Here is a 26,253-nt window from a genome sequence, read left to right as displayed (position 1 = left end):
TTGTGCGTATGAAACTTGCACAACGACTCACTGCATCAACACCACCTTTTTTCAGTAAGGTGCGCAATATAGGTTTGATCTTGACAGCGATTAGCGGCGCCCTGATGGGCATTCCTGCTATCCCTGCGATCATCGTCAAAATTGCCGGTTATATCGCTGTTGCCGGTACTGTCATGAGTGGGGTCAGCCAGACAGCAGTGTCAAAAGAAGGCGGTTAGACCGCTCTTAAATCGTTTCCCGGCTAAGGTGTGGTTACCCTTGGGATTTGTTTGGTTGTAAAGGCTTCCGCGCAAGCGGGAGCCTTTATCTTTTGCCCTGTAATTTCTCTTTAGCTTCAAATGCTTCAATTACAGCCATAACATATTCTTTATTGATCGGCGAAAGTTGTTTGATTTTCTCCGCCAGTGCGTCTTCTCGGTTAATATCTCTTATCAAAAAATCCAGTGAACTCTCCAGGACTTCCGCAATTCTGGCAGCTATTTCAATTGAGGGTTTTGATTCATCGCGTTCATACTTCCCTATAATATCCCGCGATGTACCAGTCGCATCGGCCAGCTCCGTCTGTGTTAACTTTTTTTGTTTTCTGGCTATGGTAACTTTTTCACCAAACGTCATAATGGATGATTTTCGCGCTAAACTACTGATTTAAAATTTAATATGAAGTAGAAGCAGCATGATGAACTAACAAAGCCGGAAAAGTAGATTACTATCAACTTTTTATGACAATAAAATGGCATAAAAATCTACAAAACACGACATTTAAAGACTATAATTATCTACATTTTAGTTATATTTGTAGAAAATAATCAACTTTATGAAAAGCCAGCCAAATGAACGAAAAGCCAAACTACATTATAAAAGTTCGGAACGCCTCTGTCATTGGATAAAAGTGCCGTGGTTAAACCTATCCGGCATATGGCTGCAAAGAGCCGGCTTTGACATTGGAGATAGCATCTCTATTGCTATTGAAAACCGAAAACTGATCATTACAATTACCCGCAAAGCGCCTCCCGAAAAACCATTTTGGCAGAAATAGGACAACTCCACCTGAACACCAGGTGACTGAGGGCGGACTGTATCATGAACCGCCGCCCGCAGGACACCCGGCAATTAACTGTTAACCCAAAACCATATTTGATGAAACACCGTAGAGCGCCGACTTAGTCCGGCAGCGAAAACCGTATTCTAATAGTTACCCCAACAGAATACAAACCGGGAATGCAACATTGTTTTTAACCTCTCCAACCATTTTTATGATTCATGTTTATACTGACACCTCAGTTATTGGAGGTTGTTTTGATAAGGAATTTAAAGAACACAGCAACGCGCTGCTCAATGAGTTCAGATTAGGTATAAAAAAGCTGCTTTTGTCTGATATAGTGATGATGGAGCTGGACCCCGCGAAAGATGAAGTAAAGGCCAAATTAACAGAAATTCCGAACCGCTATAAGATTGAGATCAAAGGCCATCCCAAAGCGATTAAACTGGCGGAAACCTATATTGCGGAAGGAGCTTTGAGCAATAAATGTTATAATGATGCACTGCACATCGCGCTGGCTACGCTGCACGGTGCCGATATCCTCGCCAGCTGGAACTTTAAACATATTGTAAACCTTGACCGGATTAAACTGTATAATTCTATAAATTTGCGTATGGGGTACCGCATAATTGAAATCAGGACCCCACGTGAAATCCTAAAGCCAAATGACCATGAAAAAAAGTAAAAAGTATGACGCAGTGGCTGAAGTAAGAAAAATCAGGGAAGAGTTAAGCCTGAAGTACTGGGGCCATCCTGATTTATTGTTGAAAGACCTGAAAGAAGCCAGGGAAAAATTTCACCTGGAACAAAAAGCCCTAAAAAGGCGCTAACCCTCCCCACCTCTTTTTCCCAAATTCACAACAGCATTAGTAAAGGCTTGCCAGTATGGCAGATCAGCAATATTTTGCTGTGCCGGTAGGCTTCTGTTTCATGATGATTCACCTGTTTAACCAGGTGCGGGGGCTGCGTGCCGGGGAAGGTCGGGGCCGATCCATTGAGAGAACCGCCGCGGTCCAGAGGCGGCGAAGCGTGAAAGAACCGCTTTTTTAAAGAAAGTAAACAGATAGGCCCGGGGTGATCCCGGGCCTATCTGTTTACGGCATTAGTTTTATGCTGTTTACGGTTGCAAAGTACACCATGACGACCTGCCGGCAGGCCAACTCCGGAAACTCCCGGGCAACGGCTTCCTGCTCGCGTGTGGTGAGCAAACGGCTGGCGCCATTAGCACAATTGTAGATGGCCCAGTAGGTAACAAACTTTTTGATGTAAAACATAATGGTTGCGTTTAGGGGGTTAAAAGGTTGGTGTTCAAACGCCCCCGGGGGCAGCTTTTAAAAGAAAAAAGGAAAAAAAAGAAAGCCATCTTCGCACCCAGCGCAGGTGGATCTACCAAAAGGAAACGGAATAAATGCGTGGGTGATGTCGTCCGATGGCTTGATGTCGCTGGTGCAGGATAAAATGTTGAAAATATATTCTAAAGCTTTATGCCGTAGTCTTTTGGTAGATCCACCTGGTGCTGGGTAATTTTGCTTTCTTCTTTTTCGCTTTTTTCATTTAAATGCTGTCCCATTATGATCTCCGCTTTATTCTCCCCGTTCATCTCCCAGCTGTTGATCAGGGTACAAACGTTGGGCAGCTATAATCTCCCGCTAAATAGGATTACTGTCGCCCCGCCCCCGCCGCCCTTCCACCCCCGGCCGCTGCGGCGGCAGCCAGAGCGCAGGCCCTGGAGCGCAGCGGAAGGGCCAAGCGAGGGCGAGCCGCAGCAGGCCGCGCCTTCGACCTATGTCTGGCCGGGAGCGCCAGCGGACGGCAAAATCAAAAATGAAAGGCCGGGGGTGGCGGGCGGGGGTGGACAAAATGGGCAGCGGAGGGATGGCGGGCATAAAGGCCACCAATTGTAAAAACAGCCCTTAGCCAGACCGGGAGCTGCCCGAACGAAGGCGGAGGGAGCGCAAAAAGGGTGACAGGACGGAGCGCAGCCCCTGTAGCGAAGCGGAAGGGGCAAGCGAGGGCCTGGCGCCCTTTTTGCCGACTGACGCCGGAGTGAGACCTTTTAACCCCTTTCTATATTTTTCGTCTAGTAGCGCTTAAATAAGCAAAAAATTAAGATTTTCTAGGTATATTGTTTATCCAATTAAAAGGCCCCTCCATTAAAGGTTACTATACATGGTTATACCAATACATAAAGAACTAACATTTGAAGAAATTGATAAACTATATCTCCGTTTTAACCGGCTTAAAGAAGAGGATATTACAATTGATCTTGCGATCTCTTCCGAACTAACACATCCTCATGTCGGATTGATTCCAATGCTATACCAGTTCGTGATCACCTGGAGCAAATACAATAATGCAGGTAAGTTATTGGTTGATGTTTCGGTTGAGGATGATTTAAATTTTCTTTTGGAAAATGAGTTTTACTTCCCGATATTCTCATTATTGTGGAATAAAAACAAAATTTACGATAGAACTGGTAATAACTCCCTGAGAGAAGACTTAGCTAAACCAATGGGAAACTTTAGAGATAAGATGGAAAAGGTCTTACCACTAAAAGGCTGGAAGTTATTACTAATTGGTGTTGACCACTTCCCAATTTCACGCGGCTACCTACCATGTTTTGAAAACCAAAATGGCTTTATAGATAATGAAAGTAGTAGCTTAGCTAATTTAAGATTATCCATCGAGCAAATGCTCAATTACTCCAAGGATGCAGCTCGGTTATTCGCACACTATCAGGCTGATTTCACTTCAATTATTCACGAGTTAGTAAAAAACACTATACAATGGGGACGTACGGATGCCGATAACGTTGGCATTAATCCAAGTATAAGAGGAGTTCTAATAAAGTTTTCAAAACTCAAACGCTCATATTTCATCGACCAATACTCAAAACAACCAGCACTCAAAAGCTATTTTTCTCATCCCACACTACGAGAAAATACAAATAAAGAACTGTATTTCCTTGAAATTTCCGTTTTTGATAGTGGCCTTGGTTTTATTGACAAATTCAAATCTCAAAATCCAAACGGCACTTCATTAACAGATATTCAGATCGTGAGAAGTTGTCTAATCAAAAACATGACAATTGCTAAAGGTATTTACAAAGAAGAAAAAGGATTAGGACTAGATAGAATTCTGAATTTATTAGACTATAAAGGCTTCTTGAAGATCAAAACTGGAACCATTAGCGTCTATCGGAATTTGATAACTCACCCATATAAGAAAGTAAATAATGAACGAGATATGGAATTGTTTGATTGGCTAACAAACACAAAAGATCAAATATCTAACAACTTAAAGGCCGAAGGCAGCCTTATCACTATTCTATATCCCTTAAATTAAAAATACTTAATGAATACTTTCTACATATTCAAAGTTGACTACACAGAAGTAGAAAATAAAATAGCTAAAAACAAAAACGCCACATTAGTTTTCTGCAGTAGTGATCAAATTGATGAAAATAGCTTACAAGCTGAAATAAAGTCCTTTTATGAACGAAACTACCAAACAGACACAGTATTGGTAATAGGAAGTAAACATATTAAAGATCGGCTACTTGAAGTCTTTGACAACAGGAAGGATGTAACATTTAAATGGATTCCCAAAAAACAAGAAACACACTTTAACGACAATTTATTCATCGCGACATTCGATGAAGACGCGACGTTATCTTGCATTAACAACAAGAAGATACCAACAAATCTGGTCGGCAGCTATATACATGCGGGACTCCAGCAAATATTTATTAACAGAGGAGGGCTAATTGTGTCTGAATCTTCACATCACTACGTTTTTCCCTCGGGAAAGCACTGCGATAGATTCTTAAGGACGGGGAATATTTTACTTTACAGCTCGGAAATTTACTTTATAGCCTATTCACTTCTAAAGCATTTTGATGAAAACATATATGGAGAGATATATTGTGATACAAGTTCCATTAATAGTATAGCAATAGCACTATCAGAACTGAAAAGCAGATTAACAAAAAGTGGAAGGCAGACCCCGATTGAAAGCTTCAGTAGTTATGCTGGTCTATACAAATCAAAAAACTCGTACAACAGAGGATCTCTTCTACTTGTATCAGCATCAACCTCTGCCAATATAATTAAATATATACTTGACAAACATTCCATACTGAACCGCAACAACATTGTTATATTATATTTTCTCGGTGAGTCCATTGACTACTCAAACATTAAAGATCAAGTATTATGTAACCTAACAAAATCTGAAATTAACCCAAACGGCATTCCATTTTATGAAACATTTAGCGAAAAAGACTGCCAACTTTGTAAAAAGGGAAATTACGCCGTCCCAGTTTCCGGAGATGTATTTCTACTTGAAAAGCCCAAAATAAATAGAATAATACTTGCGAAAGATGACAGGGAAAAGAATTTATCAACTTTTGTACAACAGTTTAAATCTTCAAAACTATTAAATACGGTATTAAAAGCACATTATAAAGAGGAATCGCCCGACAGAAAATACGAAGTATACATTGATTACAATCAAATTCTTGATGGAATTAAACAAGGTCGTTATCCAGAATATAAAAATAAATTGGATCACTATATCGACCAACATGTGCCAAGCAACACTAAATTCCTGTTACCTCTCGATGATTCTGGCTCGGCAAACCTCACTGCATATATTCTTGACAGAATCGGTCAAAATTATACCTCAGCAGCAATCCCCAAGGTTATTCGGATAACAGATATCCCCTCAATTGGAGATGGAGCTGTAGGGAGTATAGTGGTAATTGGATCATGCATTTCAAACGGAAAAAATCTACTATATGTAAGCAGAGCGCTAAGGAGATGTGCCGACCTTAGGATTCTCTATTTTATAGGGATTGCAAGAAATTCTAGCAAAAATCAATTAGATCTATTAAGAACAAACCTTAAAATGGGTAAGTATGGTATTGAAAACAGTAGCTACGTAAATATTGAAACTTTATATTGTAATAATAACTCCAACGACTCACCTTGGATTGTTGAGATCGAATTCATTAAGGAAATTCAACTATTTTTAAGTAACACTTCGTCTTTTCCTAGTTCAGTTATTGACTTTTTCAATCAGCGAGAAAATTATATTTCCCGCCAGTCAGGAGATGCCGAACGGGGATTATCGCAACAGCTCTTTTATCCAAGGATTACAACACATTCGCCTCAAAATCTGGAATTGAGGAAAAATTTCGCTTTTTTTGATTTTGATGATTATGCTAACGACGTAACACAAAGCGATGTTTATTTTACTATCTCTAACATTTTAAATTCTCTCAGAAACAGTGATAAGTCCGGCAAGCAATTAAAACAAACCGTCTACGTAAGGAATTTACTCGATCCCGGCAACTTTGATAGGTTTAATGATGGTATCATACAAGCGTCAATTTTAAGGACAACCTCTGCTGAAGAATTATCATATGATATAGATGAAAGCCTATCTGAGCAAATGTATAATCTTCTTGATACCATCATTGAGTATTACGAGCAAGATCAAGGCGAAGCTCTTTTAGAGTTTTTATATGCAATAGCTATAAAAAAATTGACATTAAAGCCAATACACCTCGATCAACTTTTGAAAAAGGTAAACAATACTTGTACTCATCCTATATTCGGAGCATTTTCTGCTTTTATTCAACACAAAATTATTGATGAACCCAGGCGGATTAAGGAAAAGACTCTCGCTACTCAGGACCAAGATAATAAAACAAGTGCTGAAATAGAGAAGTTAGAACCTAATCTAAATAACCCCAATTAACGCCCATATGCAGATTGATATTTCCATAACGATCTAATGACCTTAAGTCTGGCTGCCAGGCATAAATTAAAATCAGACATCCATTTTTTTAAAGAACTCTTTTAACCTGTCCGTTAAAAATTCTCTAATAAGTGTGTATGTAGGAGACGGTTCAAACAGGAAGTCCAAATCGACCATCTGTTTCTTTACAGGACGATAAATATTACCATTTATGGTCACCTGCCCTGGGTTAAATAATGGATTTTCAAGATCATTCGTGGGACAGGCAGGATCTTGACTATCGAAAAAATATAACCTTTGATATGGATTACACATACCTTCTAATATATATACTAGTAAGTAAGGCTCTTCTTCAGTACTTTCATTAAACATGAGTACCCATAAACTAGTCTGATAGGGCTGCATATACATTGTTGCACCACCTTTAACGGGAAAGAATGTGCTTGTTGTATTTTCATAGATCCGTAGAAATTCCTTTGAAATTATTTCTAAGTTATGTACGATTTCATTTTTCTTCCATTCTCTCCAATCATGCTTTAAACTATCAAGATGGGAATAAGGTACAAGATGGCGGTAACACTTCCCTATATCTGTATTGTGCCTGATTAGAAAATCTAAGTAATACTTCACAAGCTTTAAATCGAAGGCTTTTGAATAGATTGGTATTGCATTTAGATAAGAGTTGCCCTGGTCAAAAATATTTTGAGCGGCAGTTAGCATTTGCCTTATAGACTCCAGTTTTTCAAAAAAAAGAAAATCCATACAACCTTCATCAGAAAAATCATCCTTCTTTTCAGGATTCATTTTTACGATAATAGGGATTAAATCATTGAGAATATGTGCGATATGTCCAAATGACAAGTCATCTATATTCCTATCAAATCCGAAAACTTGATAAAATTCCAATACGAATCCACCCAAGTACTCCCGGGCAAGATTGAAATTTTCAACGGGTTCTGCAAACGTTTCAGCAGAACTAATTACATCCTTTTTTAATATTTTATATACATATGATTCCTTTGTAAAGGAATCATAGCTACACGACATCAAAAAAAGTGCTTTATTGATCCTGAAACTATCATCACTCCAAAATCCAGATTCATCTTCGTCAATTTCTTTTATGGCAACTTCATTATCAATCGCGTACAAAGGATACATAAGATATCTAACCTCCCGATCGGTAAACATTGATACAGCAATACCGATCTTAAAAAAGTTATAAATACTATGAGATTTTGTATACGGAAACTCAGTTCGCAAAACTAAATTGAAATGTTCGACGAAGCGGTTAAGTTGCGTAATTTGATTTGATGAAAATCGTATCGCCGGCTTCATCTTTTTTCTCCATACCATTACCTCTTGTTCATATTGCATCCTAAGTGCCCTTTCAGATGGATACCTAGAAAATGAACGATATTCATCGATGATAGCGCGCCAATCATAGATATAGGAATGGCTATTGTAACATATGATATTCTGCGAGGGAAAAGATAGCATAACAGTCTTCTGACCATCCTTTAACTTATTTTCGACCTCCAACAAGAACGTTTGGCTGATATGCAGCCAGTATGCAATCTCTTTTTCCACATCTACAGCGATCAACAAAACAGGCAAAATAGCTTGTTGACAGTAAGCTAAAAATGGCAGATCACATTGATACCTCGGAGGGGATGTCTTTTTAAGTGTTTTTACCTGTACCTCTAGTTTACCGTTCGGATACTGAGCTTCGTCTGTCATTTCCAGGTAACCGTCAATTCCTGGGAGTTTATCCTGTTCTTTTAAATCGGGCTTGACGAAATGCTTGTTGAGCATGTCTTTTAGCTTCGACATAGAATTCATTTCGGATGCTGTCGTAGGAGAATATGGAGCAGGTAAACCTAGTGAACCTTTTGCCTTTGGCAACTTGTGCATATTAATCATTTTATCAAACAAGCAATTTTCATAAAATCAATTGAAAATCCATTTTTCAAAAAATAATGCAACCGCCAACCTCAACATTAAGGGCGAGAGGTTATATAGAAAAGCAAGTGATCACAATTGCATTTACCATACACCACGATCAATTAGATATCATGAAAGAACGCCATTGATTAGGAAAGATATCATTATGAAAAAAAATGACAGATAATGATCGTAAAAATGAAAGCCCTACCATATCAGTCCGGAATAAAACTTCGGCTTGGGGCTTAGAACCCACTTGTTTAACGAAATCAGCTAGGCTTTCGGGGAGGACGACACCAGATTCTACAATCATCTCATTATTCATATTTCTCTGAAAGTAGGAAACTTCCAGTTTGAGATGATCCTCCTGCCAGTTGGGATAGGAAGTTTGCAAATCAACTTGCTGACTGAATCTTTCCCTAAATTGTGAATACATTCCCTCATTACCTAGAATCGATAGTAATTCAATAACTATTAACAATAGCATAGAACCGCTATCTTGATACTCATATGATCGTTTGCCGGTTGCCGCCGTTTCGATAAGCGCCTCTTCATTATCGTGCAATTCAGGAAGTCTCTTGCGCATAAGTTCAATCAATGCCACACCGTCTAAAACACCACACAGATAATTATTGAGAAGAATGCGATCTATCTCAGTACACTCATGGCTCTGCAAAACAAAAAGGCTTACCAGCAAGATTGGGCGGGAATGTCTATCTAACAATGGTCGTTTAGTACCATCATTATTATCTATTATTTCAAAAAGAAGCTTCTTCTGTTTTACCTGCATCTCTGCCAACGCCTCCTGATCTATTTTGAAGTCAAAACTCGAACCTGCTTGTTGCAGTTGAAAATAATAAACAAGTAGAGAAATATAGTCCATACACCGAAGCGAATACCCCACATTCTCGAAAAAACCACCAGGCTCTGAGAACAACCCATTCTGAATTATCGCAACCTGTAACGTTTTTTCAAAATATTCATCGAGAATACCCTTATGAGTTGTCAAAAGTTTTTTGAAAACTTTAATTACGCTAGGCTTACTGGATAGATTATTTCTTAATATCCACGCCCAAGTCTGTAACACTAAATAAGAGGTGCCCTTTATTGAAGGCAAAAGATTGTTATTTTCTTTAGCATAATGCCAAATCATATAACTCAACAAATTAAGACTAGAAAAAAGTTTAGTAAACGCGCGGCTAGTTGTAGCAAGGGGTTTTGTCAATAAGTTGTCTATCAATCTAAAAAAATCTTCAAGCCCATAGTCCGGTACGTCCATTAAAACTAAGGTTCGTTTAAATAGCCTGATGTTCTCTTCTTCTGTCAGAAGGTATTCGCTAAATAAATACGTTCCAAATTCATCGGTAAGTGTATGAATATCCCATCGTTCGAATTGTTGCGCCCCATCTCCAAATAATTTATCAATAACCCCGTTATATACATCCTTAGCTGCTGGCTTTAGAACACCATTGTGAACTAGTATAACCTTAACTGGAGAATTATTAAAACCAGGAATACCGGGATCTTCATATTTCGCAAACCGAGCAGATGTGAGAGAGTCAAGTATGCCATCTGTTTTAGAAATTGACGCTTCATCAATATTCTTATCACTATGCCCTTTTACTTCAAAATAGAATCTCTTACGAATGCCATCATTATCCCGGCCAAAAGCGATAATATCTTTCCCCTGTTGATTCTGTCCCTTTGCGTCCTTAGCCGTACGAATAATCCTCAACCCTTTTAAGGTCAACAATAGAGGTAAAAGTCTATCCAATTCTTCGTCCTCTTTAAGACTATTCAGATATTCCCTGACAATAATATTATTTGTTCCCATTGTTTAAAATCTTCTTGCCAATTAGACTTGAAAAAAAGATACATATCAAGTTCCCCTTTCTCAGGCAACATAAATAAAGTACGAGGAATTGTAAAAGAAGTACTTACTTTACCAAAAGTAACAATTGTCCCATCTGGATGTAATGCTCCTCCACCTCTGGCAACTCCAACAGATTTTATAAAATTAAAAATACCGTTTGATTTTCTGTCCTTTGCTCTAGGCTCCTTTTGATAACCTTTTATTGTGGCTCGATTATAAGAACGTAGAAGATGCGGATATTGCACTGTAGGATCCAGTTCCTTAATGCCACTTTTAATGCGTAATTGAACATATATTTCTTCAAGCGTAATATTTAATCGTTCTAAGATTCTCTGGTTATCGGGTAGAAGGGTTATAAGAGGGGTCAAATACTCCAAAACCTGATGCTTATATCCCAAAATTAACTCATCCAATTTACACAAAACTAGCTCCTTTACGACTTCTGATTTCGCAGACAACATCGGTGCCAAGTAAGTAATTTGTTCTTTGATATGCAATTTATCATAAGATAGAGTTATAACAAATTTGTATTGTTGCAAGGCGTCCAATGCTAATAAATTAGCGGAAAGTGCCGCGACACCGCAATAAGTGTGAAGGCTATACAAAATTTGGTTTCCGACAAATCGAACTTGACCCTGATCATGTATCATCATCTCAATCACATATTGTTCAAATTCCGCCTTATTAATTTCGTGCATGACAGATATAGACTCTTCAAACTCCTGTATTTTAAAAGCCAGTCCAATTTGCAGAGCGTAAACAGTTAAAAATTCAAAATAGCACTTTAAGTTTCCATGAACGATATGAAAATAATTTATAACCTTAATATAAGAGAGATAATCCTGATTCTCGTTCATTAGCTCAATCAAATAAGCGGAAAATTCGGATGTTAATTTCCTACTGTATCCCATTGCTGAAATCGTATTAGTCACAACTTCTTCATTATCGCATTTTAAGCCTTTAACAACAATCCCATCAAAAAATTGCTTTTGTGATAAATTCAACGGTGTTGGACCTGAAAGTATATTGATAGATAGCTTTAAAGCATCATGATATTGTTTAGATATTACAGATACATTTTGTAGATGCGATTGAATAGTTGCTACATAACTCTCTTCTAAATACTGCACCTGTGAAAGAAGCACCAAAGCTATATGATTTGTTGAAGGCTTATCTAGCCACTCCATTATTTCAGAAGTTAGAATTGGATACTGAGCATGTATCACCTGCAAACTGACACCGGCGAGATAATCTTCCAACCTCCCTTCACCAAGTTTCGCTATCAGATAAGCACGATATACCGGCAACTGTCCTTCATACAAATGAAAAAAACGTCTAAGAACATCTGTAATCTTAACCCATAAAGCATCATGCACGGTAGATTCAGGTTTCCCAATTTGATATCCAAATGCAGTAAGCATATTCCATAAATCCGTGAAGTCTGGTTCCCAATGCTCAAAATTATCGAAATAGACCTTGAAAAAAGTTCGAAAATGCAAGTGGCCCTTCATTAATAACCTACCCTGTTCCTGGATAGTTTTCAAAGCGCTTTTGGAACCCATCATCATTAAAAAAGCAGGCATTCCTTTCTGGAGGAAGACAGAGAGCTCATTGGTATCAGTTTGGAAATAATCTTTAACTAACTGGTGAAATGCAAGTAGCTTATCAATATCGGGGGTATAGCTAAACTCAAATTTCTCACAAAAAACACGGTAAAAAAAATAGTATATCATTGGATTATTACCAATGCTATAGGTGGCACCATTGGTCGTTAAACCATCAGGCCCTACTATACCTGCTGCTACTAATAAGGGGAACCGTGCTGTTGCATCCTGTTTAAATAGTCTAAGCGCTTTCTGGCCAACAGCAGTACTGACAAATTCTTTTAACTCGAGAACAATTAGGTCGTCGCTATCAAATGCTCTTTCTAGATCGAAAGTAGTAAAAGAGGGTACCTTTATCATAAAAAAAATTAATAGGCGGGGATATACAAATATAAGTAGTTGCTACCTAATAAATTGTACTATTTTATATAGGCACCCAAACCTGCAACACAGCCATTTATAAAGCCCTTATCTGTCCTCCAATTATAAGCACATGTCATGTCTGCGGCGGCATTCTTGGGGTAATCGTATATAATCTTGTATGTTCGGGTATTTTAAACAATTCAGGGCTCAAAAAGATTTAATTGCAAATTTACTACAGCTGTGATTGCAAACCAAGTTTCCGACGTGGGTGATCTTATCCCGTAAGTGTCCATTGTTTGTATAGTCATTACTTATGAAAAAATGCCTTTGTTTTCTGATAGTCTTTGCTGGTAATCGGTTTTAAATTCGCCCGGTGCATGGCGATACTCCGCATGAATAACCACTTTGACCCATTTTCGGCAACCCGCGAGGGAACACAGGCGCTGATAGGAGATGTTGTGATCATGCTGGTAATTCTCCCTAATCCAATTGCGCAGATGCAGGATACGCTCGTAGGTGATCTGATCGGGCTTCCAGCGGGCAGCCAGGAAAATAGCATCGTCTATATACCAGTCGTAGCTGTAAGCGGTGTAGTCGTGCCCACAAATCTTTAAATGTCTGACACCAGCAACAGCAGTGCTGACGATCTCAATGAAAGATAGATACATGATTTAGGGGGATTTAGTGTTATCGTCTTTTATCGGTAGTCGCCGGATCAAAGGCGATCAAGTTGAACATGGCCCGCATCCTGCTGCGTAACCGGTTGCCATAGGTATCCTCCAGCTCCTGGCTATTGAGGTTCGTGGTAAGGTGGGTCAACATTTTGTGCGTGATCAGCAGATCATACCGTGAAAGCAGTATCTCCCCCATCACATTACAGTTGTTCCCCCAATAGTTCACCGTCTGCTCCACGCCCAGGTCGTCAAAGCAATGTACCCGCGGCACATTGGTATACGGAAAAAAAGCGTTGGTGCTATACCGGCTAATAACATCATACCCTATTTTGCTGAATTCAAAGCTGATCTGCCGGCAGGATACCATATGCGGCCGGTATGACTCCGATGCCAGGACTCTCATAAGTGTCATGAGGCAGGTTTTGCCGCATCCAATCTTGCCGGTAAGGAGTATCCCTTTATGAAGGTCGATCCCTTCCGCAGCAGCTATTGCTTCGTCCTGCAGGAAGTAAGCCAGTAGTTTGACGACCACCGGCCGGTCCACATAATCGAGCCAGAACCGGGGACCATAGATATTCTTTCCATGTTCTTCCAGCTGTTGGAAGAGCTGATAGTAATCATAGGGGCTCTGAGTAGCTTTTGTTTTCATTGGTGTGGAGCCTTCCTGCCCCGGTTGATGGTCTGGTATGTTTGTCATGATGATCGGGTTTGGGTGGGTGAATGTTGAGTATCCATTTGTGGGCGGCGGCCTGCCAGTCGGTGATCAGCGTTTTGCCGCCCTGCCGCCAACCGTTGGCCTGGTAGTGGTGGAAGAATTTGCCGGCTTCCACCTCCGGGTACTGGCTGGCGGCAAAGAATTCCTGCACCTCGGACTGCGAGGGAAGAATCCGCGCGGCGCCGGGTGGATTTTCCGCGCCGGGTGCATCCGGATCATGCGGGAGGTTTTCAGTTCCATTTTTATTTTTTTTAGTTGGGGGCGGGAGCCTGTTTTCTCCCCCACGTTTATTATTGTTTATATGTTTATTAAAGTGGCCCAGTTTTGGGCCTGTATGTGGCCCGGAATTGGGCCATGTGTCGGGCTCAATATTGGGCCTCGTGTGTGGCCCAGTTTTGAGCAGGTTATGTGGCTCATTTTGGGGCCTCATAGCGATGGCTTTCCCATCCTTGAACAGAAACAGCTGTTCAGGGTGAGGATCGGCGATAAAATGAGCCAGGGGAATGATGGACACGTAGCTGGCTGAATAAGCCTGCCGGGCCTGTGCGTAGATGATGTAACGGCAATGGTCCAGGTGCTTCAGGCAACGTACATAGGTGCTCCGGGAGCCGATGCAGGAAAGGCTCATGACTTCTTCGCGCAGGATGGGAAAGGGATTCTGGAAACGGTGATAGTTCCAGACCTGAAACAATGCCAGGTAAAGGCTTACATGATTGGCCTGTAAGCGGGTTTCTTTCCGCACCTGTGCGAAGAAAGCATTGAGGTGTCTGATGTAGTTGGTATGAGCTGCTGGCGCCGGCATCAGGAACGCTTAACGGTTTTCCGGGTGCCTTCCATCAGCTGGAGAATGTCGTCGTAGTCGTAGAAAATTAAGCCGCCGATTTTGGTGAAGGACAGCGTACCGTTGATGCGCATGTTTTGAAGGGTGCCGGGAGAGATACCCAGCATGTCGCGGACTTCGTAGGTTTTAAGCCATTTCTTGGGTTGGAGAGCCGGGGCGTGGACGAGCTCCCGTAATTCCCGGAACAATTCCGTTTTGAAGATCGCCAGATCTTCGCGGGTGAGAATTTCTGCTGCCATATGGTTTGGGTTTGTTTGTTATGGCAGCAAAAGAAAAATTATTACACACGCAAGAATAGTTACAGGGGTTTTACAACCCCTTGTAACTATTTGATTTTCAAAAGCAAGAATTTGATATAATTATTTTTATAATGTTAGAATCGGTGCGTGATATACAAAATCAGAATTGTTGCAGGAAACAATTGAACATCAGGCAGGCTACGACGCTTAGCCCTTTATGTGACTGGTTGACCAGCTGCATCAGGATATCGCGTACAGATTTTGACACGGCGGCATTGTCGTTGTAAAAGTTGTTCCGGAGGCTACTGGGAGAAATACTGTCTTGCTTTACGGAGGTGAAGAAATAGGAAAAGAAGTCCAGGACTTCCGCCCTGTTTTTGTTTACATAGATACCGCTATCCAGCAGCAGCTTTAGAATGTGGCCAATCTGCGAAACAGAAAAAATGGTCTGCACCTTAAAGTCTTTCCAGCGGCTTAATTCCTCCGGCAGGTGCGCTGCGCCAGATGTGGCGTTGATTTCCTTGTGGTAGGCAATTTCTTCTGCCAGCCACGATTGCATTTTATATTGAAGCGGAGAACGCCGGGAGTTGAATACAAACGCGGTTTTTTGGGAGGCCTGGCTAATTTTCTTCTGAAGAAACATGAGCCGTTCCAGCTTTTCCCGGAAGGTAGGATAGGTTTTCAGTTCTTCGGTGATCATGCCGCACCAGTATTCAAAATAGTGGACGCTGTTGAAGTTGATAAACAGTAACAGGTCGTGCAGCTTTTGCGGAAATACGGATTGCTCTTCACTGGCATCGAGCAACTGAAATAACCGTTTATTCATTTCTGTTAGATAATGCAGCTGCCGGTAGGTGATCGGGAAACTGGTATAGTTATTCTTTGTGAGTTCCAGGAAGGGCATGAATACCACGTTTTGCAGTTGCTCATCTACGTCGGAAGATAGAAAGCCTGTTTTCAGCAGTGCTACATCTTCCCGGAATTTCGCCTGGGCTTTTAAATGGTAGGATGGCGGAACTTTGCAATCGATGTCGAGATACCGTTCAAATTTTTGCTCAAGATGTGCCAGTAGTTCGGCCAGATGGAGATACAGGATTTTGTAGAGGTTTGACCAGGTATTCTTTCCTGTGGGCATTGCATCATCGACAAGACTCTCTGCCGGCAGGCTTTTGGCTACGCTATTCATCAGCGCGACCAGCTGTCGCTGGCTTTGTTGTATGAACCTTCCAATCTGCTTTTCCTTTCGGAGGTCGTACAGGTACTTGCCGGTACATTCCAGGATCTTGTTTTTTTCGTTGATAATGTCTTTAACGGCTTGCGTGTAGAATTGTTCGTCGGGGTGTTTCTGTTCGGTTGATGCTTGTTGCAAATCAACATGAATAAATTTTTCAAAAAAGGATAATGGATAATACTGCTGCATATTATAGGTTTTAGAATGTGCGCGAGTATGGTTTTGGTTGTGTAATGGTCATTCAAATATCACATGATCGGGGTTGTGATACACTGAGTATCAACAGGGGCTGCAATAAATAATTTTAGCAGGATAGAGACCGTTAACCAATTGTTAATGTCGAATTTGTAATAGTCGGGAACCTGCGCTGGCCGCCGACCATGATAAGTTAGATTAGGATACAGCCTTGTTCAGCCTGGAATATGGCAGGGAACCATAACTAATGAAGCTATATGCTGTAGTTCTACAAACGTTGTGCAATGAGGCAAAATCTTTACAAGTCAAAGGAGATCACAGGCTGGTCCGAATAATAGACTTCAAAATTATATTTCTCATATACCATTGTGCCATCAATTTCAAAAATGCTCCTCAGGGTACTGTTATCATAGGTAAAATACAGGTGGTATTTACTGGTATCACGTTGCGGACTAGTAAGGATACTCGCAAGACTAGCTTTTGTGGGCAGTTTTGCATTGTTATTTCCGTCTGCACTTATAAGATAATTTTTGCAGCTAATACGCGCGTACAATTCAGCAATATTATTGCCACTGCTCCCGTGATGCGCAACATTTACCCAATCGCATTCCAATGGTTTGCTGGTTGAATACCCCAGTCGTTCAAGAGATCGAATGATAATACTGGGAAAAGAATCCGCGAGCCATAATATCCGTTTACCGTTATATTCAGCTATAAACGAAATACTGCTACCATTTTCGATGGAATTATCTTTTTTGGGGGCAAAAGATCTAAACGCATCTAATGGCAGTTTATAATCATAAGAAGTTGCAGCTTTTGTTTGGCTAATACTGACATCTTCATTCCTTTCAAAAGAGTTTCTTTTACCTGCAGGATACTTTTTCCTCAAGTTTACTAGAGCTGGACCATCCGGAGAGAGGATAGTCAATCGCAAGCCGAACACATCAATCGTCTCTAACTCAACGCAAATATCATCTTTAGGCAGTTTATTAACAGAAGCTAAATAAGAAGCCAATTTATCACCCTGTGCGATGCTTTTAGCTTCGCTGATGAATTCTTGTGACAGTGCACTTTCTAGACGATATGCCCCTCTGGGTAGATTGTAGTACCATCTATCCACCTTGTCCAAAATTTGACCTGACTGTATAGCTTTAAGGTATGCCAACGCACCTCCAATATGATCATCATGTATGTGTGAAATTATCCAGGCATCAATGACCTGATTGCGCCTATCTATTTCTTGTATTTCGCTGGCAAGCACGTGATGAAAAGTCCGCTCGAAGCCAGCATCCACGAAGATGTTATGAACAACTCCGTCATCCCCTGTAAATTTCATGCTAGCAGCATTACCACATTCCGCCTGATAAAACGAAAGTCTCATTTATTAATTTTATATTTCATCTTCGGAAAGCCGAAATCCCCCCTTCACTTCTCCAGCTTCCAAATAGTAAACGCCGGTAATTGTTTTATAGTTATTATATTTCAGTACCTCATCGTCTTTTCCTATTGCCTGCTTTTCTCCTAATTGCGCCCATACTATGTCGAGATCTGATTCATCAAGGAACTTTTGTAGATGCTCCTTGCTGATCAATACACCTTCTTCTGGAGTATTAATCGCAATCAGCACTCCAGTGCTATCTGTAAAGTCCCCATCGTTTGATGAATACTGAAGTTTCATTCCTTCAAAAAATAGTTGACAAGGCATTCCGTAACGCCTATGTGCCCCTGATTTATCACCTCCTAATTCACCCACCGCCTCGGCGGTAGCAACCATTACCCTATGCTTAGAATCAGGCAGGCTTTCCCACTTTTGAGGATGCTCGGCGGCAGCCGGTGCCCAATAATTCTCCCGGTTAATCAGGCCAAGATTAGCAGAATGGCTTTCCGGCATCCACCGACCTTTGAAATCCTGTTCTTGCATCCAGGCAATGATTTTGGTTCTATCCTTTTTTTTAACCAAATACGCTTGAAATAAATACCACAGCTCCTTTCGACTGATCCTATACTTGTCCTTGCCAATTGGCTTGGGCTCTTCCCAAGTAATCGTTGTGTGTAGGTATATCCATTCTTTACCTTCATTATCAATCCGCTGAATAATTTGTCTAGCATCTGGCAGATCCTTAGTTATTTCTAACCAAACTTTATCGTGACCGTCCCAGTAGTGATATGATTGATCAAGCCACCATGCTCCATGTGATTGCCCCGCCTCCTGATCTTCTGATTCCTCAAGGTTCTTAGTTGTATAAGACGGATTAATATCCCTTAGATAACGCTGCCAAGGGCCTTTATAATAGACATATTTTCTTTTATCATTATCATCCTCCAAAATTTTATAGTTGTCTGCCACCATCGCCATAGCCTCGTGGAAGGCAATCCATTGATATTTTTTCCCTATCCTCTCAATCTTACTCCCAGACCTATTGTTGTAATTATCAACAGAATAATCATAGGAACCATGCAAGTCTACATCGTAGCCCAAGCCATAGGCGCGTTTTACCATCCACCGCTTTATAGGATCCTTATCAAAAGAATCTCGTGGATAATCTACCCCTTTTTGTTTGTTTTTCAGATATGGGACAATAATTCTTGAAAAATAATTATACTGTTCCGGTGAAAAGCTTTCTTTGAGATCTTCAAGCAAGTCCTGCAGATATTTCCTTACGTCGGTCCGAATTGATTTATATGATTCAGTTTCATAACTTGCTGAGTATTGTCTTTCACGTCTATCCATTTCAACTTCCAAGCCTATGAACTTTTCGTAAATTTTTAGTACGTCCTTTTGCTTTTTTTTCAATTGTCTGAGAAATAACTTATATCCTGCTTCTGTTCTGAAACTAACAGGGCAGAATTCCCGGAGTCCGCTGTTCACTGTTTTATTCCCAAAATCCCAGTCCATGATTGAAAACTTGATAAAATTATGTAATCGACCATTCCGTTGGTTAAAATCCGGAGCCTCCCTATCCATGTCATATTCTTCCAGTTCCTCCAAAGTGGGGATATTTTCAGGCGTGGGAGTATTGTAAGGTGGCCGAATTAATTCTATATCTCCTATAATTGACAGCTTTGTATAGATGGCATATTCTACCACATTTCGAGCATAATCCCTTAACAGGATATGAACAGGTGGATCTCCGTCCTTAAAGATAGTATCGTAAGTGAATTGAGCTATCATGAGTAGCGAGCCAGCCCGTGAAGTCCGTAAGGCGCATCCATACGCAATAGCATATAGTCTCTCTAAGATATAAAGATCATCAATGTCTTTAAAAACTTTTAAGATATCTATTAAGGCGCTAGGTTGGTCTTCCAACAGATTAACCATTGCTTTTGTAGTCTGATCCCTTAATTTCCGGTTAGTCGAAGATAGAACCCAAGTAAGTGTCTGACCTGTGAGACGAGCCGTTTCGCTACTTACTTTCTGTGATATGCCTGGCATCCACGCCCAGTCGAGTAATCTCTTCACGGGAAAAGCGGAGCCATCGTCAGCATAGTCGGCATAGTACCGAAGGTAATTCTGTAGATACCCATCCCGTTCACTCATGGTATCTCTCATGAGGATCCGATGAAATCTATCTCCATTAAAGGGATGATTATTGATAGTAGTCAATCCTACTATAACATTATAAAATGAGAAGTCATTTAGATTGAAATGTTCACTGTTGATCCAATCTGTAATTTTTTCGTCATCAATACTCTCCGGGATCCGCCATTTTAAACTATCAAGAAGGAAATGATTGATGTACTCATCGATATTGCCAAGCAGATTGGTGTGTTTTCCTATGAATGCCCATCTAAAAACTTCAAAAATTTCAAGCTTGAATTTTTCTGGTAACAAAATTGCCATTATCTCGAGAATCCCTCTGTTATACCAGTACCCTTCCTCTAAAAGTTTTCCCAAAGGCTTATCTTCCTGGAAAACTTCCATTATTTTTTCACGATTATCAAATGGTTTTAGTAATTCCTCAGCCAGGATAAAATCGCCAAATCGTTCGTAAGAAAAGAGAATAACCTCATTTTCTTGCTGAGATTTGGGCTCACTTCGAATATTCTGAATGAATATATTTTCATGAATTAAATCGCTCAACAAATACCGATGTGCAGGAAATTTCGTTTCGAATAGCTCGACCATCTCTTGCAGCGGCAACTCCCGAACCTCATTTTCTCCCATGAGTGCTTTAGCTACTTCCTCTACAGCTTGGTTGACTATCTTAGGCTTCAATTCATACTCTTCTCTCTTTTTGATCAGCTTAGAAGATACAGCTTTAAGGTAATAATTAAAGATCTTTGAAATACCCTGAAATCCTTGAGGAAAAACCTTTTCTTGCGCGTTTCTTACTCCTTCGCATATCAACTGTAGGAATAAAGGACTAGTAAATTCTGGAAACAGGAGTGGAAAATTAGGCTGCTGCAATTCATAGTACTCGCAAAAAAGCCGTAACGCTTCATATTCATTACCTTTAAATCCTTCATGGATCTTAAAGGTAACGAGCGGATCATTTTTTACATTCTCAGGAACAATTAAAGTAAAATAGGTACTTCGAACCGTCATGCACAGTCCTATAAATGGGTAGCGCGCAACCTCTTTAATAAAGCCACTCATTTCATCTGGCCAGACTTCCCTGCCCGCACCTTCATTTAATGCATCAATGAGTATTAACGTACGTGCTCCTATTTGTTTGCCAATGCTGTTTAGTGTTTGTAAAAACTGGTCTTTTGAACATGACAACCCCAGTTGCAGCAAAATATTTTGCCAAACTGTCAGATTGGCCTTAAAAAGCTGCCCTAACAGCAGTACTGTTGGCTCGTCTTTACGCATTCTTTCTGTAGCAATATCCCCAAGCAAGTGAGATTTTCCGCACCCCGCATCACCTTTTATGAGCAAATACGGATGATTGGAAAGGGATATATCTATAGTTTCTAGGCTAGATAACAAAGAGTCGTTGTTTCTTTCGATTTCCCAGAGACGATTTATTTCAACTTCATATGGTGAGCGGTAATTATGATGCGCCTTCTGCTCATCCGAATGCTGGTCACGTTCTTCGTACTGCAAATCAAACAACACCCGTCTTTTTTCTGCTATCTTTTCATTCAGAGCGATAACCCGATCAACGGCGGACTGCCATTCGATGGGATGATCAGGCATCCAGTTTAATTTTGATAACCAGGGGATAAGATCCACGCGGATGGCACCATTTTCAGCTTCAATTTCTTCGAGATGCAAATTCTCGGATTCGTTGTGATTAAAATTTTTGTCGGTCAACCATCGATCTATGGCATGTGTAAAGCGTCGACGGAATACACCATCCCTTGCCAGATCGTTAAATAACCATGCCATTGACAAGCGAAAATTCAGTTTTTCATTAAACCTAGGTCCGAGATTGCTGATAGCCGTACCCACCTGCCTTTCAAAGAATGCCCTATCCAGGCCGTGCTCTCCGAGGTAAGTAAAAGTGATGGTAGGAAGAAAACTCTTCTGAAGCAATTCGTTGAAGGCCTCGAGATACTGACAGTAGATAACTCTTCCTTTTCGTTCTTCTCTATATCGTGTAAAAATGCCATACAAATAAAGCTGATGGGATGAATACAGAAAGGCTCCACTTCCTGAAAATCCATCGATGCTCCAGCCATCATAGTCTTCTTTCAGCTCCAATTGAAACTTGGGTACGCCGGTCATATTTTGTTTCCATAGAGGGTTAATGGTGACAATTTCCTGACCTCTAGTAGCGGCGGGAAACCCCTTTATAATGAATGAGGAAACCGACCGACGTTCACTTAAGCATATTACGGATGGGATATCATTGATTAAATTCTTCACTTGGTCATCCTCTACGAGTAAAATGGCCACATCCTTATCGGCGCTGGCACCGACCAGTGAAGGATCGATTTCATGGATTATTGTACTGTATGAGTTGGTTGTTACATTGTAAAAATCTAGACAAACAGTTTCCAGTGGATCACGGAATGTATCGCCATCCCCAAAAAGAACATGCGCAGCAGTCAATACATAGAATTTATCTTTCAATTCACCCACCTTGTATAAGACTCCTGTCCCTATTGTTTCTTGTGTTTCCGAATCCCTCAGCCGAATGGTAAATCTGGAGAGGAGCAAGTCATTCTCGGTTGTAACATCAGGATGCGATGCGAACATATTATCGAATACATTTTTATTAAATATAAGATATTCAATCCTGTTCTCAAACACCTCATGCTTTAAACATCTCACCGGCTCAGTTCAATAGTTTTTATCTCTCTGGCTTTTCAGACATATAAGAAATTTTATCTTTGTGAGGTTTTTAGAATTATCTAGTCATGTGGCCTGTAAGGCGCACCTGACTAGATAATTTCATTTTATGCCACCGCCTTGCTCAGCATGGATTCCGGCAATTTGAGGTTAAACCGTTGCTTCAATACCTGCATATCTTCACTTACTTTGCTAGCTACTATCTTAGCATAGATCTGCGTAGTGCGTATAGATTTATGCCCCAGCATGGCGCTCACGGTTTCCAGTGGTACACCGTTGGCCAGTGTAACGGTGGTGGCGAAGGTGTGCCGCGCGGTGTGGGTGGTGAGGTTCTTATTTATACCGCAGAGATCAGATATTTCTTTGAGGTATCCATTAAAACGTTGATTGCTTTTAATGGGCAGTAATACGTTGTTGGCAACGCAGTGCGGGTGATCCTTATACTTCCGCAATATCTCTTTGGCTAACGGTAACAAGGGAACGTTTTCACGGCACCAGGTCTTTTCCCTGTTCTTCACAATCCAGTCTTCCCCATCGAAATATTTAGCGATGCTGTCGGGAGTGAGCAGCTGCGCATCTTTATAGGCGTAGCCGGTGAGCGTCATGAATACATAGGCGTCTTTGGCTTCCTGCAGGCGGGGAATGGAGAATTCTTTATGATACAGTGCGCTGAGTTCTGCTACGGTGAGTATATCCCGCTCCGGGTTGATATAGGAACATACATAATCCTGCAAGGGGTTACACTGTAACCATTTCCGCTGGACCGCCAGTTTTAACAGCTGCTTGGTATTCTTCAGGTATTTCATGGCGGTGTTATCCTGGATACCTTCTGTAAGCGTGAGATAGTCGAAGAAATCTTCCGCGAAGGAAAACTCAATTCTTTCCAGGGGGATATCTTTCATTTTCAAAACACCGGAAAGAAAGGCCGTGATCTTATCCTTTGTAGTGAGCCATTTTTTGTAGGTGCTGTTTTCCCGCTTTCCTTTGTCCACTTTTTCTTTAAACTTCCCGTTGTGAAAGTCTACGACCTGCAGCAATGTTTGTTTTTCCTGATGAACACCCAGGTAAGCGTTTTTGATCATAGTGGGGGTAACGGTTGATCCCTGCTTCTTCAACAGGTTGTAATGCCGGAGCAGTTCACCTTTAACATGCAATAGCTGGTTATTGATCTCAATTACCTCTGTTGATCTGCCCATGACGACGCCCGCCCTCTTGTCAAACTTGGTGGGATCGACCTGATAGCCGAGAGAAAAACTGTCTTTGGGAAATCCGGTGACCGTGATACGGACGCAGATAGTAGCTTTTCCGTTGATGTTATTGTTGTCGTACCGGAGATAATAAAGGATTGATAAATCCTGACTTACTTTCATAGTCTACTAAGTTTTGGTTACCGATTTTTGGTGTTGTTTGGTGTTTTTTAGATCGGTTTGCAAGTCCTAAAACCCTTTACTGGTAAGTATTCCAGAAAAAAATGTCTACACTAAATTTAAATTTTTAAGTGTAGACATTTTTGTAGACGTTTAAAATCGTTTGATATGATTTATCTTTTTATCATAAAAGCAGAAAAGCCGCTTAAATCCTACGATTCAAGCGGCTTTAATTTCCTTTGATATTCTTGTGGTGATCCCGCTGGGACCTGAACCCAAAACCCCATCTGCACCCATATAACCTGAACACCGTCAACGCGCTCCCCCTCCTATCTTCACATCCGCAAACCGCCACGCCTCCTCAAACGCCACTTTAACCTTCTGGGCCTCGCCATTCTTTTTCTGGGCAACCAAAGCGTGATACAACCCCATTAACGCCCAGCCATTCTTCCGCCATATTTGTAGATCCTTACGATAAATGCTTTCGGCTTCGCCGTATTGGGCGGCATCCAGCATCGCTGCGCCCAGGTAATGCCTCACGGAAAAGAACCAATCAGGCGGCTCGTTATAATTCAGGTTGTCTTCTAGGGCAACGGCCTCTTTAAGCAGGGAAATGGAGCTATCCAGATGATGTTGTTTCGCAGCTATTTCGGCAGATAGTACTTTCACGGCAATTTGCACAAGATCGACCATGGTGTTTATATTCCAGACGGTCAGGTGTGGAAGCGAGGTATCAGCGGCTAATGTCTGCAGACTTCCAAGCTCCTTCTGTGCGTCGGGGATAATATTCTTTCCTAAAAATGCCATGCCCCGGGCATAGTGCCAGATGGCCTTCGGATACACCAGGTCGTCTGTGGGTGCGGGGAGAGAAAGGATGGTATCCCACATGCGGAATTTCACGGCGATGTTATATGGTATGGTGTAGTAATGTTGTAAGGTACCCCATCCTGGCAGGCGCATGATATCTGTGGCAGTGTGTTCCTGCAGTTTTTTGGCGGTGCGCCATGCCAGTGCGGAATTGCCTTCCAGTGTAGTCGTTGCCGCGAGGAAATGGTAGTTATGCGGGTAATAGCCAAGTGGATACGCTCCCTGGGCATGGCAGGCAGCGGTATAACTGCTGTCAACTTCCACCGCATGTATATTGGCGATGGATCCCGGATGATAGTCGCCGGTGTTAATATAGATATGCGACGGCATGTGAACCAGGTGTCCTGCGCCGGGCACTAGGGTATCGAGTAACCGGGCGCTTGCCAGTGCTTTTTCGGGAGTGGCAGAGGCCTCTACTGCGTGGATATAGAAATGATGAGCGCCCGGATGTTTGGGGTTCAGTTTCATCAGGTGTGCTAATACGGCGAGTATTTCCGTTGTCCAGGGTCGGAGCTTTTTTGTTTTCTTTTCATATAGATCCCAGGGATGAAGGTCCATTATTGCTTCTGCGTATAATGCGCCTATGTCAGGGTCGGTGGGAAACTGATCATATACTTTCTTCATGGCTGCTGCATAGGCGATGTCCAGGCGCTTTCTGTCTGTGGGGGCGGGTATTTCGTAGCGCGATGCCAGCGCATTGATAAGCGCTTTTTCCTTTGGAGTGCAGCGGGCCAACAGTGACTTTGCCCTGGCTGTAGCCTCCCAGGCACGCTGAAAATTATCTTCTTCCATGCCCGCATTGTAGTTGGGGCCCAGCACATAGGCAAATCCCCAATAGGTCATGGCACAGGTGGAATCCTGCCGGGTGGCTTCGTAGAAAGACCTCGCCGCCTCAGCATGATTAAATCCATAAGCCAACATCATCCCCTGGTTAAAGTAATCCTGCGCTTCTTTGTTGTTGGTGGAAATCCTGAAATTGATGCCTTTCAATCCTTCCAGCTTAGGTGCCTTTTTACCGGAAGCATACCAGTCTTTGTCCGTGATCCTGGACGTATAACAGCGTATATCGGGCGATTGCCTAATGGTAGCCTGGGCTCCCCCCGTTTTAGTGTTGTTATTACACGCAAGGAGGAGTAAAACCGGGATAAATGTCAGATAGTTTGGTTTCATTTGAAGCTTATTTGATTGATTTACTATTTAATAAGCTCCGCACTACTTTGAATGTACTGGTGAATAAAGGTATAGCGTATTTTTAGCCTATACCAATTTACAAAATCGTTACAACTTTAAATGAAAAAAAAGA

Annotated in this window: 20 protein-coding genes; 6 read left to right on the top strand and 14 right to left on the bottom strand. The window is 41.3% G+C overall.

Features of this window, described 5'->3' with window-relative positions; all coding sequences use genetic code 11:
- Window positions 1-8 precede the first annotated feature (8 nt).
- A complete protein-coding gene (locus KE626_RS32405; protein WP_145670804.1) occupies window positions 9-218 on the top strand; it encodes a hypothetical protein in 210 nt (69 codons plus the stop codon).
- 85 nt (window positions 219-303) lie between these two features.
- Here KE626_RS32405 and KE626_RS32400 read toward each other — a convergent pair whose 3' ends face one another.
- A complete protein-coding gene (locus KE626_RS32400) occupies window positions 304-615 on the bottom strand; it encodes a helix-turn-helix domain-containing protein (RefSeq protein WP_211977239.1) in 312 nt (103 codons plus the stop codon).
- Between the two features lie 199 nt (window positions 616-814).
- Here KE626_RS32400 and KE626_RS32395 point away from each other — a divergent pair, with 199 nt between their 5' ends.
- From KE626_RS32395 to KE626_RS32385, 3 genes are all read left to right on the top strand, one after another.
- Entirely contained in the window at window positions 815-1,036 is a 222-nt protein-coding gene (locus KE626_RS32395; RefSeq protein WP_211977238.1) for a SymE family type I addiction module toxin, read from the top strand.
- Between the two features lie 217 nt (window positions 1,037-1,253).
- Window positions 1,254-1,724: a PIN domain-containing protein gene (locus KE626_RS32390; protein ID WP_211977237.1), complete on the top strand. Its 471-nt coding sequence runs from the start codon at window positions 1,254-1,256 to the stop codon at window positions 1,722-1,724.
- Window positions 1,711-1,869 carry a hypothetical protein gene (locus tag KE626_RS32385; protein ID WP_168764094.1) on the top strand — a complete coding sequence of 53 codons (159 nt, stop codon included), beginning with the start codon at window positions 1,711-1,713 and terminating at the stop codon, window positions 1,867-1,869. Before KE626_RS32390 ends, KE626_RS32385 begins: the two co-directional genes overlap by 14 nt.
- 264 nt (window positions 1,870-2,133) lie before the next feature.
- On the opposite strand, the gene KE626_RS32380 is transcribed toward KE626_RS32385, so the two are convergent.
- Window positions 2,134-2,313 carry a hypothetical protein gene (locus KE626_RS32380; protein ID WP_145670808.1) on the bottom strand — a complete coding sequence of 60 codons (180 nt, stop codon included), beginning with the start codon at window positions 2,311-2,313 and terminating at the stop codon, window positions 2,134-2,136.
- An 895-nt stretch (window positions 2,314-3,208) separates the two neighbouring features.
- Here KE626_RS32380 and KE626_RS32375 point away from each other — a divergent pair.
- Together KE626_RS32375 and KE626_RS32370 are read left to right on the top strand one after the other, a co-directional pair.
- Entirely contained in the window at window positions 3,209-4,384 is a 1,176-nt protein-coding gene (locus tag KE626_RS32375; RefSeq protein WP_211977236.1) for a hypothetical protein, read from the top strand.
- A gap of 9 nt (window positions 4,385-4,393) precedes the next feature.
- Window positions 4,394-6,802, top strand: coding sequence for a hypothetical protein (locus KE626_RS32370; protein ID WP_211977235.1), 2,409 nt, complete (start codon window positions 4,394-4,396; stop codon window positions 6,800-6,802).
- 72 nt (window positions 6,803-6,874) lie between these two features.
- Here KE626_RS32370 and KE626_RS32365 read toward each other — a convergent pair whose 3' ends face one another.
- The 12 genes from KE626_RS32365 to KE626_RS32310 form a co-directional block, all read right to left on the bottom strand.
- A complete protein-coding gene (locus tag KE626_RS32365; RefSeq protein ID WP_211977234.1) occupies window positions 6,875-8,713 on the bottom strand; it encodes a DUF4365 domain-containing protein in 1,839 nt (612 codons plus the stop codon).
- A gap of 148 nt (window positions 8,714-8,861) precedes the next feature.
- A complete protein-coding gene (locus tag KE626_RS32360; RefSeq protein ID WP_211977233.1) occupies window positions 8,862-10,577 on the bottom strand; it encodes a hypothetical protein in 1,716 nt (571 codons plus the stop codon).
- Window positions 10,541-12,580 (bottom strand): hypothetical protein, encoded by a 2,040-nt coding sequence (locus tag KE626_RS32355; RefSeq protein WP_211977232.1) that lies wholly within the window; start codon window positions 12,578-12,580, stop codon window positions 10,541-10,543. The genes KE626_RS32360 and KE626_RS32355 overlap by 37 nt, the downstream gene beginning before the upstream one ends.
- Before the next feature lie 314 nt (window positions 12,581-12,894).
- A complete protein-coding gene (locus KE626_RS32350) occupies window positions 12,895-13,251 on the bottom strand; it encodes a hypothetical protein (RefSeq protein ID WP_211977231.1) in 357 nt (118 codons plus the stop codon).
- A 19-nt stretch (window positions 13,252-13,270) separates the two neighbouring features.
- Window positions 13,271-13,954 carry a hypothetical protein gene (locus KE626_RS32345; protein WP_211977230.1) on the bottom strand — a complete coding sequence of 228 codons (684 nt, stop codon included), beginning with the start codon at window positions 13,952-13,954 and terminating at the stop codon, window positions 13,271-13,273.
- The gene (locus KE626_RS32340) at window positions 13,875-14,774 is read right to left on the bottom strand and encodes a hypothetical protein (RefSeq protein WP_211977229.1); all 900 of its coding nucleotides are present in this window, start codon (window positions 14,772-14,774) and stop codon (window positions 13,875-13,877) included. Before KE626_RS32340 ends, KE626_RS32345 begins: the two co-directional genes overlap by 80 nt.
- The gene (locus KE626_RS32335) at window positions 14,774-15,052 is read right to left on the bottom strand and encodes a helix-turn-helix domain-containing protein (protein ID WP_211977228.1); all 279 of its coding nucleotides are present in this window, start codon (window positions 15,050-15,052) and stop codon (window positions 14,774-14,776) included. The genes KE626_RS32340 and KE626_RS32335 overlap by 1 nt, the downstream gene beginning before the upstream one ends.
- A 160-nt stretch (window positions 15,053-15,212) precedes the next feature.
- Complete coding sequence (locus tag KE626_RS32330) at window positions 15,213-16,472, bottom strand: hypothetical protein (RefSeq protein ID WP_211977227.1); 1,260 nt, start codon at window positions 16,470-16,472, stop codon at window positions 15,213-15,215.
- 304 nt (window positions 16,473-16,776) lie between these two features.
- A complete protein-coding gene (locus KE626_RS32325; RefSeq protein WP_211977226.1) occupies window positions 16,777-17,859 on the bottom strand; it encodes an MBL fold metallo-hydrolase in 1,083 nt (360 codons plus the stop codon).
- 9 nt (window positions 17,860-17,868) lie between these two features.
- Window positions 17,869-22,623, bottom strand: coding sequence for an AVAST type 2 anti-phage system protein Avs2 (avs2, locus tag KE626_RS32320; RefSeq protein ID WP_211977225.1), 4,755 nt, complete (start codon window positions 22,621-22,623; stop codon window positions 17,869-17,871).
- 200 nt (window positions 22,624-22,823) lie between these two features.
- Window positions 22,824-24,086, bottom strand: a complete 1,263-nt coding sequence (locus KE626_RS32315) for a site-specific integrase (RefSeq protein ID WP_211977224.1) — start codon at window positions 24,084-24,086, stop codon at window positions 22,824-22,826.
- A gap of 309 nt (window positions 24,087-24,395) precedes the next feature.
- Window positions 24,396-26,120 (bottom strand): tetratricopeptide repeat protein, encoded by a 1,725-nt coding sequence (locus tag KE626_RS32310; RefSeq protein ID WP_211977223.1) that lies wholly within the window; start codon window positions 26,118-26,120, stop codon window positions 24,396-24,398.
- Window positions 26,121-26,253: the final 133 nt, after the last annotated feature.

The organism is Chitinophaga hostae, assembly GCF_018224885.1.
Classification (GTDB): Bacteria; Bacteroidota; Bacteroidia; order Chitinophagales; family Chitinophagaceae; genus Chitinophaga; species Chitinophaga hostae.
This window is presented reverse-complemented; position numbering and strand designations above follow the sequence as displayed.

Excerpts from the sequence above, each read along its gene's own strand:
- KE626_RS32355 (WP_211977232.1), bottom strand. The coding sequence starts at position 12,580 with ATGATAAAGGTACCCTCTTTTACTACTTTCGATCTAGAAAGAGCATTT.
- KE626_RS32380 (WP_145670808.1), bottom strand. The coding sequence starts at position 2,313 with ATGTTTTACATCAAAAAGTTTGTTACCTACTGGGCCATCTACAATTGT.
- KE626_RS32360 (WP_211977233.1), bottom strand. The coding sequence starts at position 10,577 with ATGGGAACAAATAATATTATTGTCAGGGAATATCTGAATAGTCTTAAA.
- KE626_RS32345 (WP_211977230.1), bottom strand. The coding sequence starts at position 13,954 with ATGACAAACATACCAGACCATCAACCGGGGCAGGAAGGCTCCACACCA.
- KE626_RS32315 (WP_211977224.1), bottom strand. The coding sequence starts at position 24,086 with ATGAAAGTAAGTCAGGATTTATCAATCCTTTATTATCTCCGGTACGAC.
- KE626_RS32370 (WP_211977235.1), top strand. The coding sequence starts at position 4,394 with ATGAATACTTTCTACATATTCAAAGTTGACTACACAGAAGTAGAAAAT.
- KE626_RS32330 (WP_211977227.1), bottom strand. The coding sequence starts at position 16,472 with ATGCAGCAGTATTATCCATTATCCTTTTTTGAAAAATTTATTCATGTT.
- KE626_RS32310 (WP_211977223.1), bottom strand. The coding sequence starts at position 26,120 with ATGAAACCAAACTATCTGACATTTATCCCGGTTTTACTCCTCCTTGCG.
- KE626_RS32385 (WP_168764094.1), top strand. The coding sequence starts at position 1,711 with ATGAAAAAAAGTAAAAAGTATGACGCAGTGGCTGAAGTAAGAAAAATC.
- KE626_RS32350 (WP_211977231.1), bottom strand. The coding sequence starts at position 13,251 with ATGTATCTATCTTTCATTGAGATCGTCAGCACTGCTGTTGCTGGTGTC.
- KE626_RS32395 (WP_211977238.1), top strand. The coding sequence starts at position 815 with ATGAAAAGCCAGCCAAATGAACGAAAAGCCAAACTACATTATAAAAGT.
- KE626_RS32340 (WP_211977229.1), bottom strand. The coding sequence starts at position 14,774 with ATGCCGGCGCCAGCAGCTCATACCAACTACATCAGACACCTCAATGCT.
- avs2 (WP_211977225.1), bottom strand. The coding sequence starts at position 22,623 with ATGTTCGCATCGCATCCTGATGTTACAACCGAGAATGACTTGCTCCTC.
- KE626_RS32335 (WP_211977228.1), bottom strand. The coding sequence starts at position 15,052 with ATGGCAGCAGAAATTCTCACCCGCGAAGATCTGGCGATCTTCAAAACG.
- KE626_RS32400 (WP_211977239.1), bottom strand. The coding sequence starts at position 615 with ATGACGTTTGGTGAAAAAGTTACCATAGCCAGAAAACAAAAAAAGTTA.
- KE626_RS32375 (WP_211977236.1), top strand. The coding sequence starts at position 3,209 with ATGGTTATACCAATACATAAAGAACTAACATTTGAAGAAATTGATAAA.
- KE626_RS32390 (WP_211977237.1), top strand. The coding sequence starts at position 1,254 with ATGATTCATGTTTATACTGACACCTCAGTTATTGGAGGTTGTTTTGAT.
- KE626_RS32365 (WP_211977234.1), bottom strand. The coding sequence starts at position 8,713 with ATGCACAAGTTGCCAAAGGCAAAAGGTTCACTAGGTTTACCTGCTCCA.
- KE626_RS32405 (WP_145670804.1), top strand. The coding sequence starts at position 9 with ATGAAACTTGCACAACGACTCACTGCATCAACACCACCTTTTTTCAGT.
- KE626_RS32325 (WP_211977226.1), bottom strand. The coding sequence starts at position 17,859 with ATGAGACTTTCGTTTTATCAGGCGGAATGTGGTAATGCTGCTAGCATG.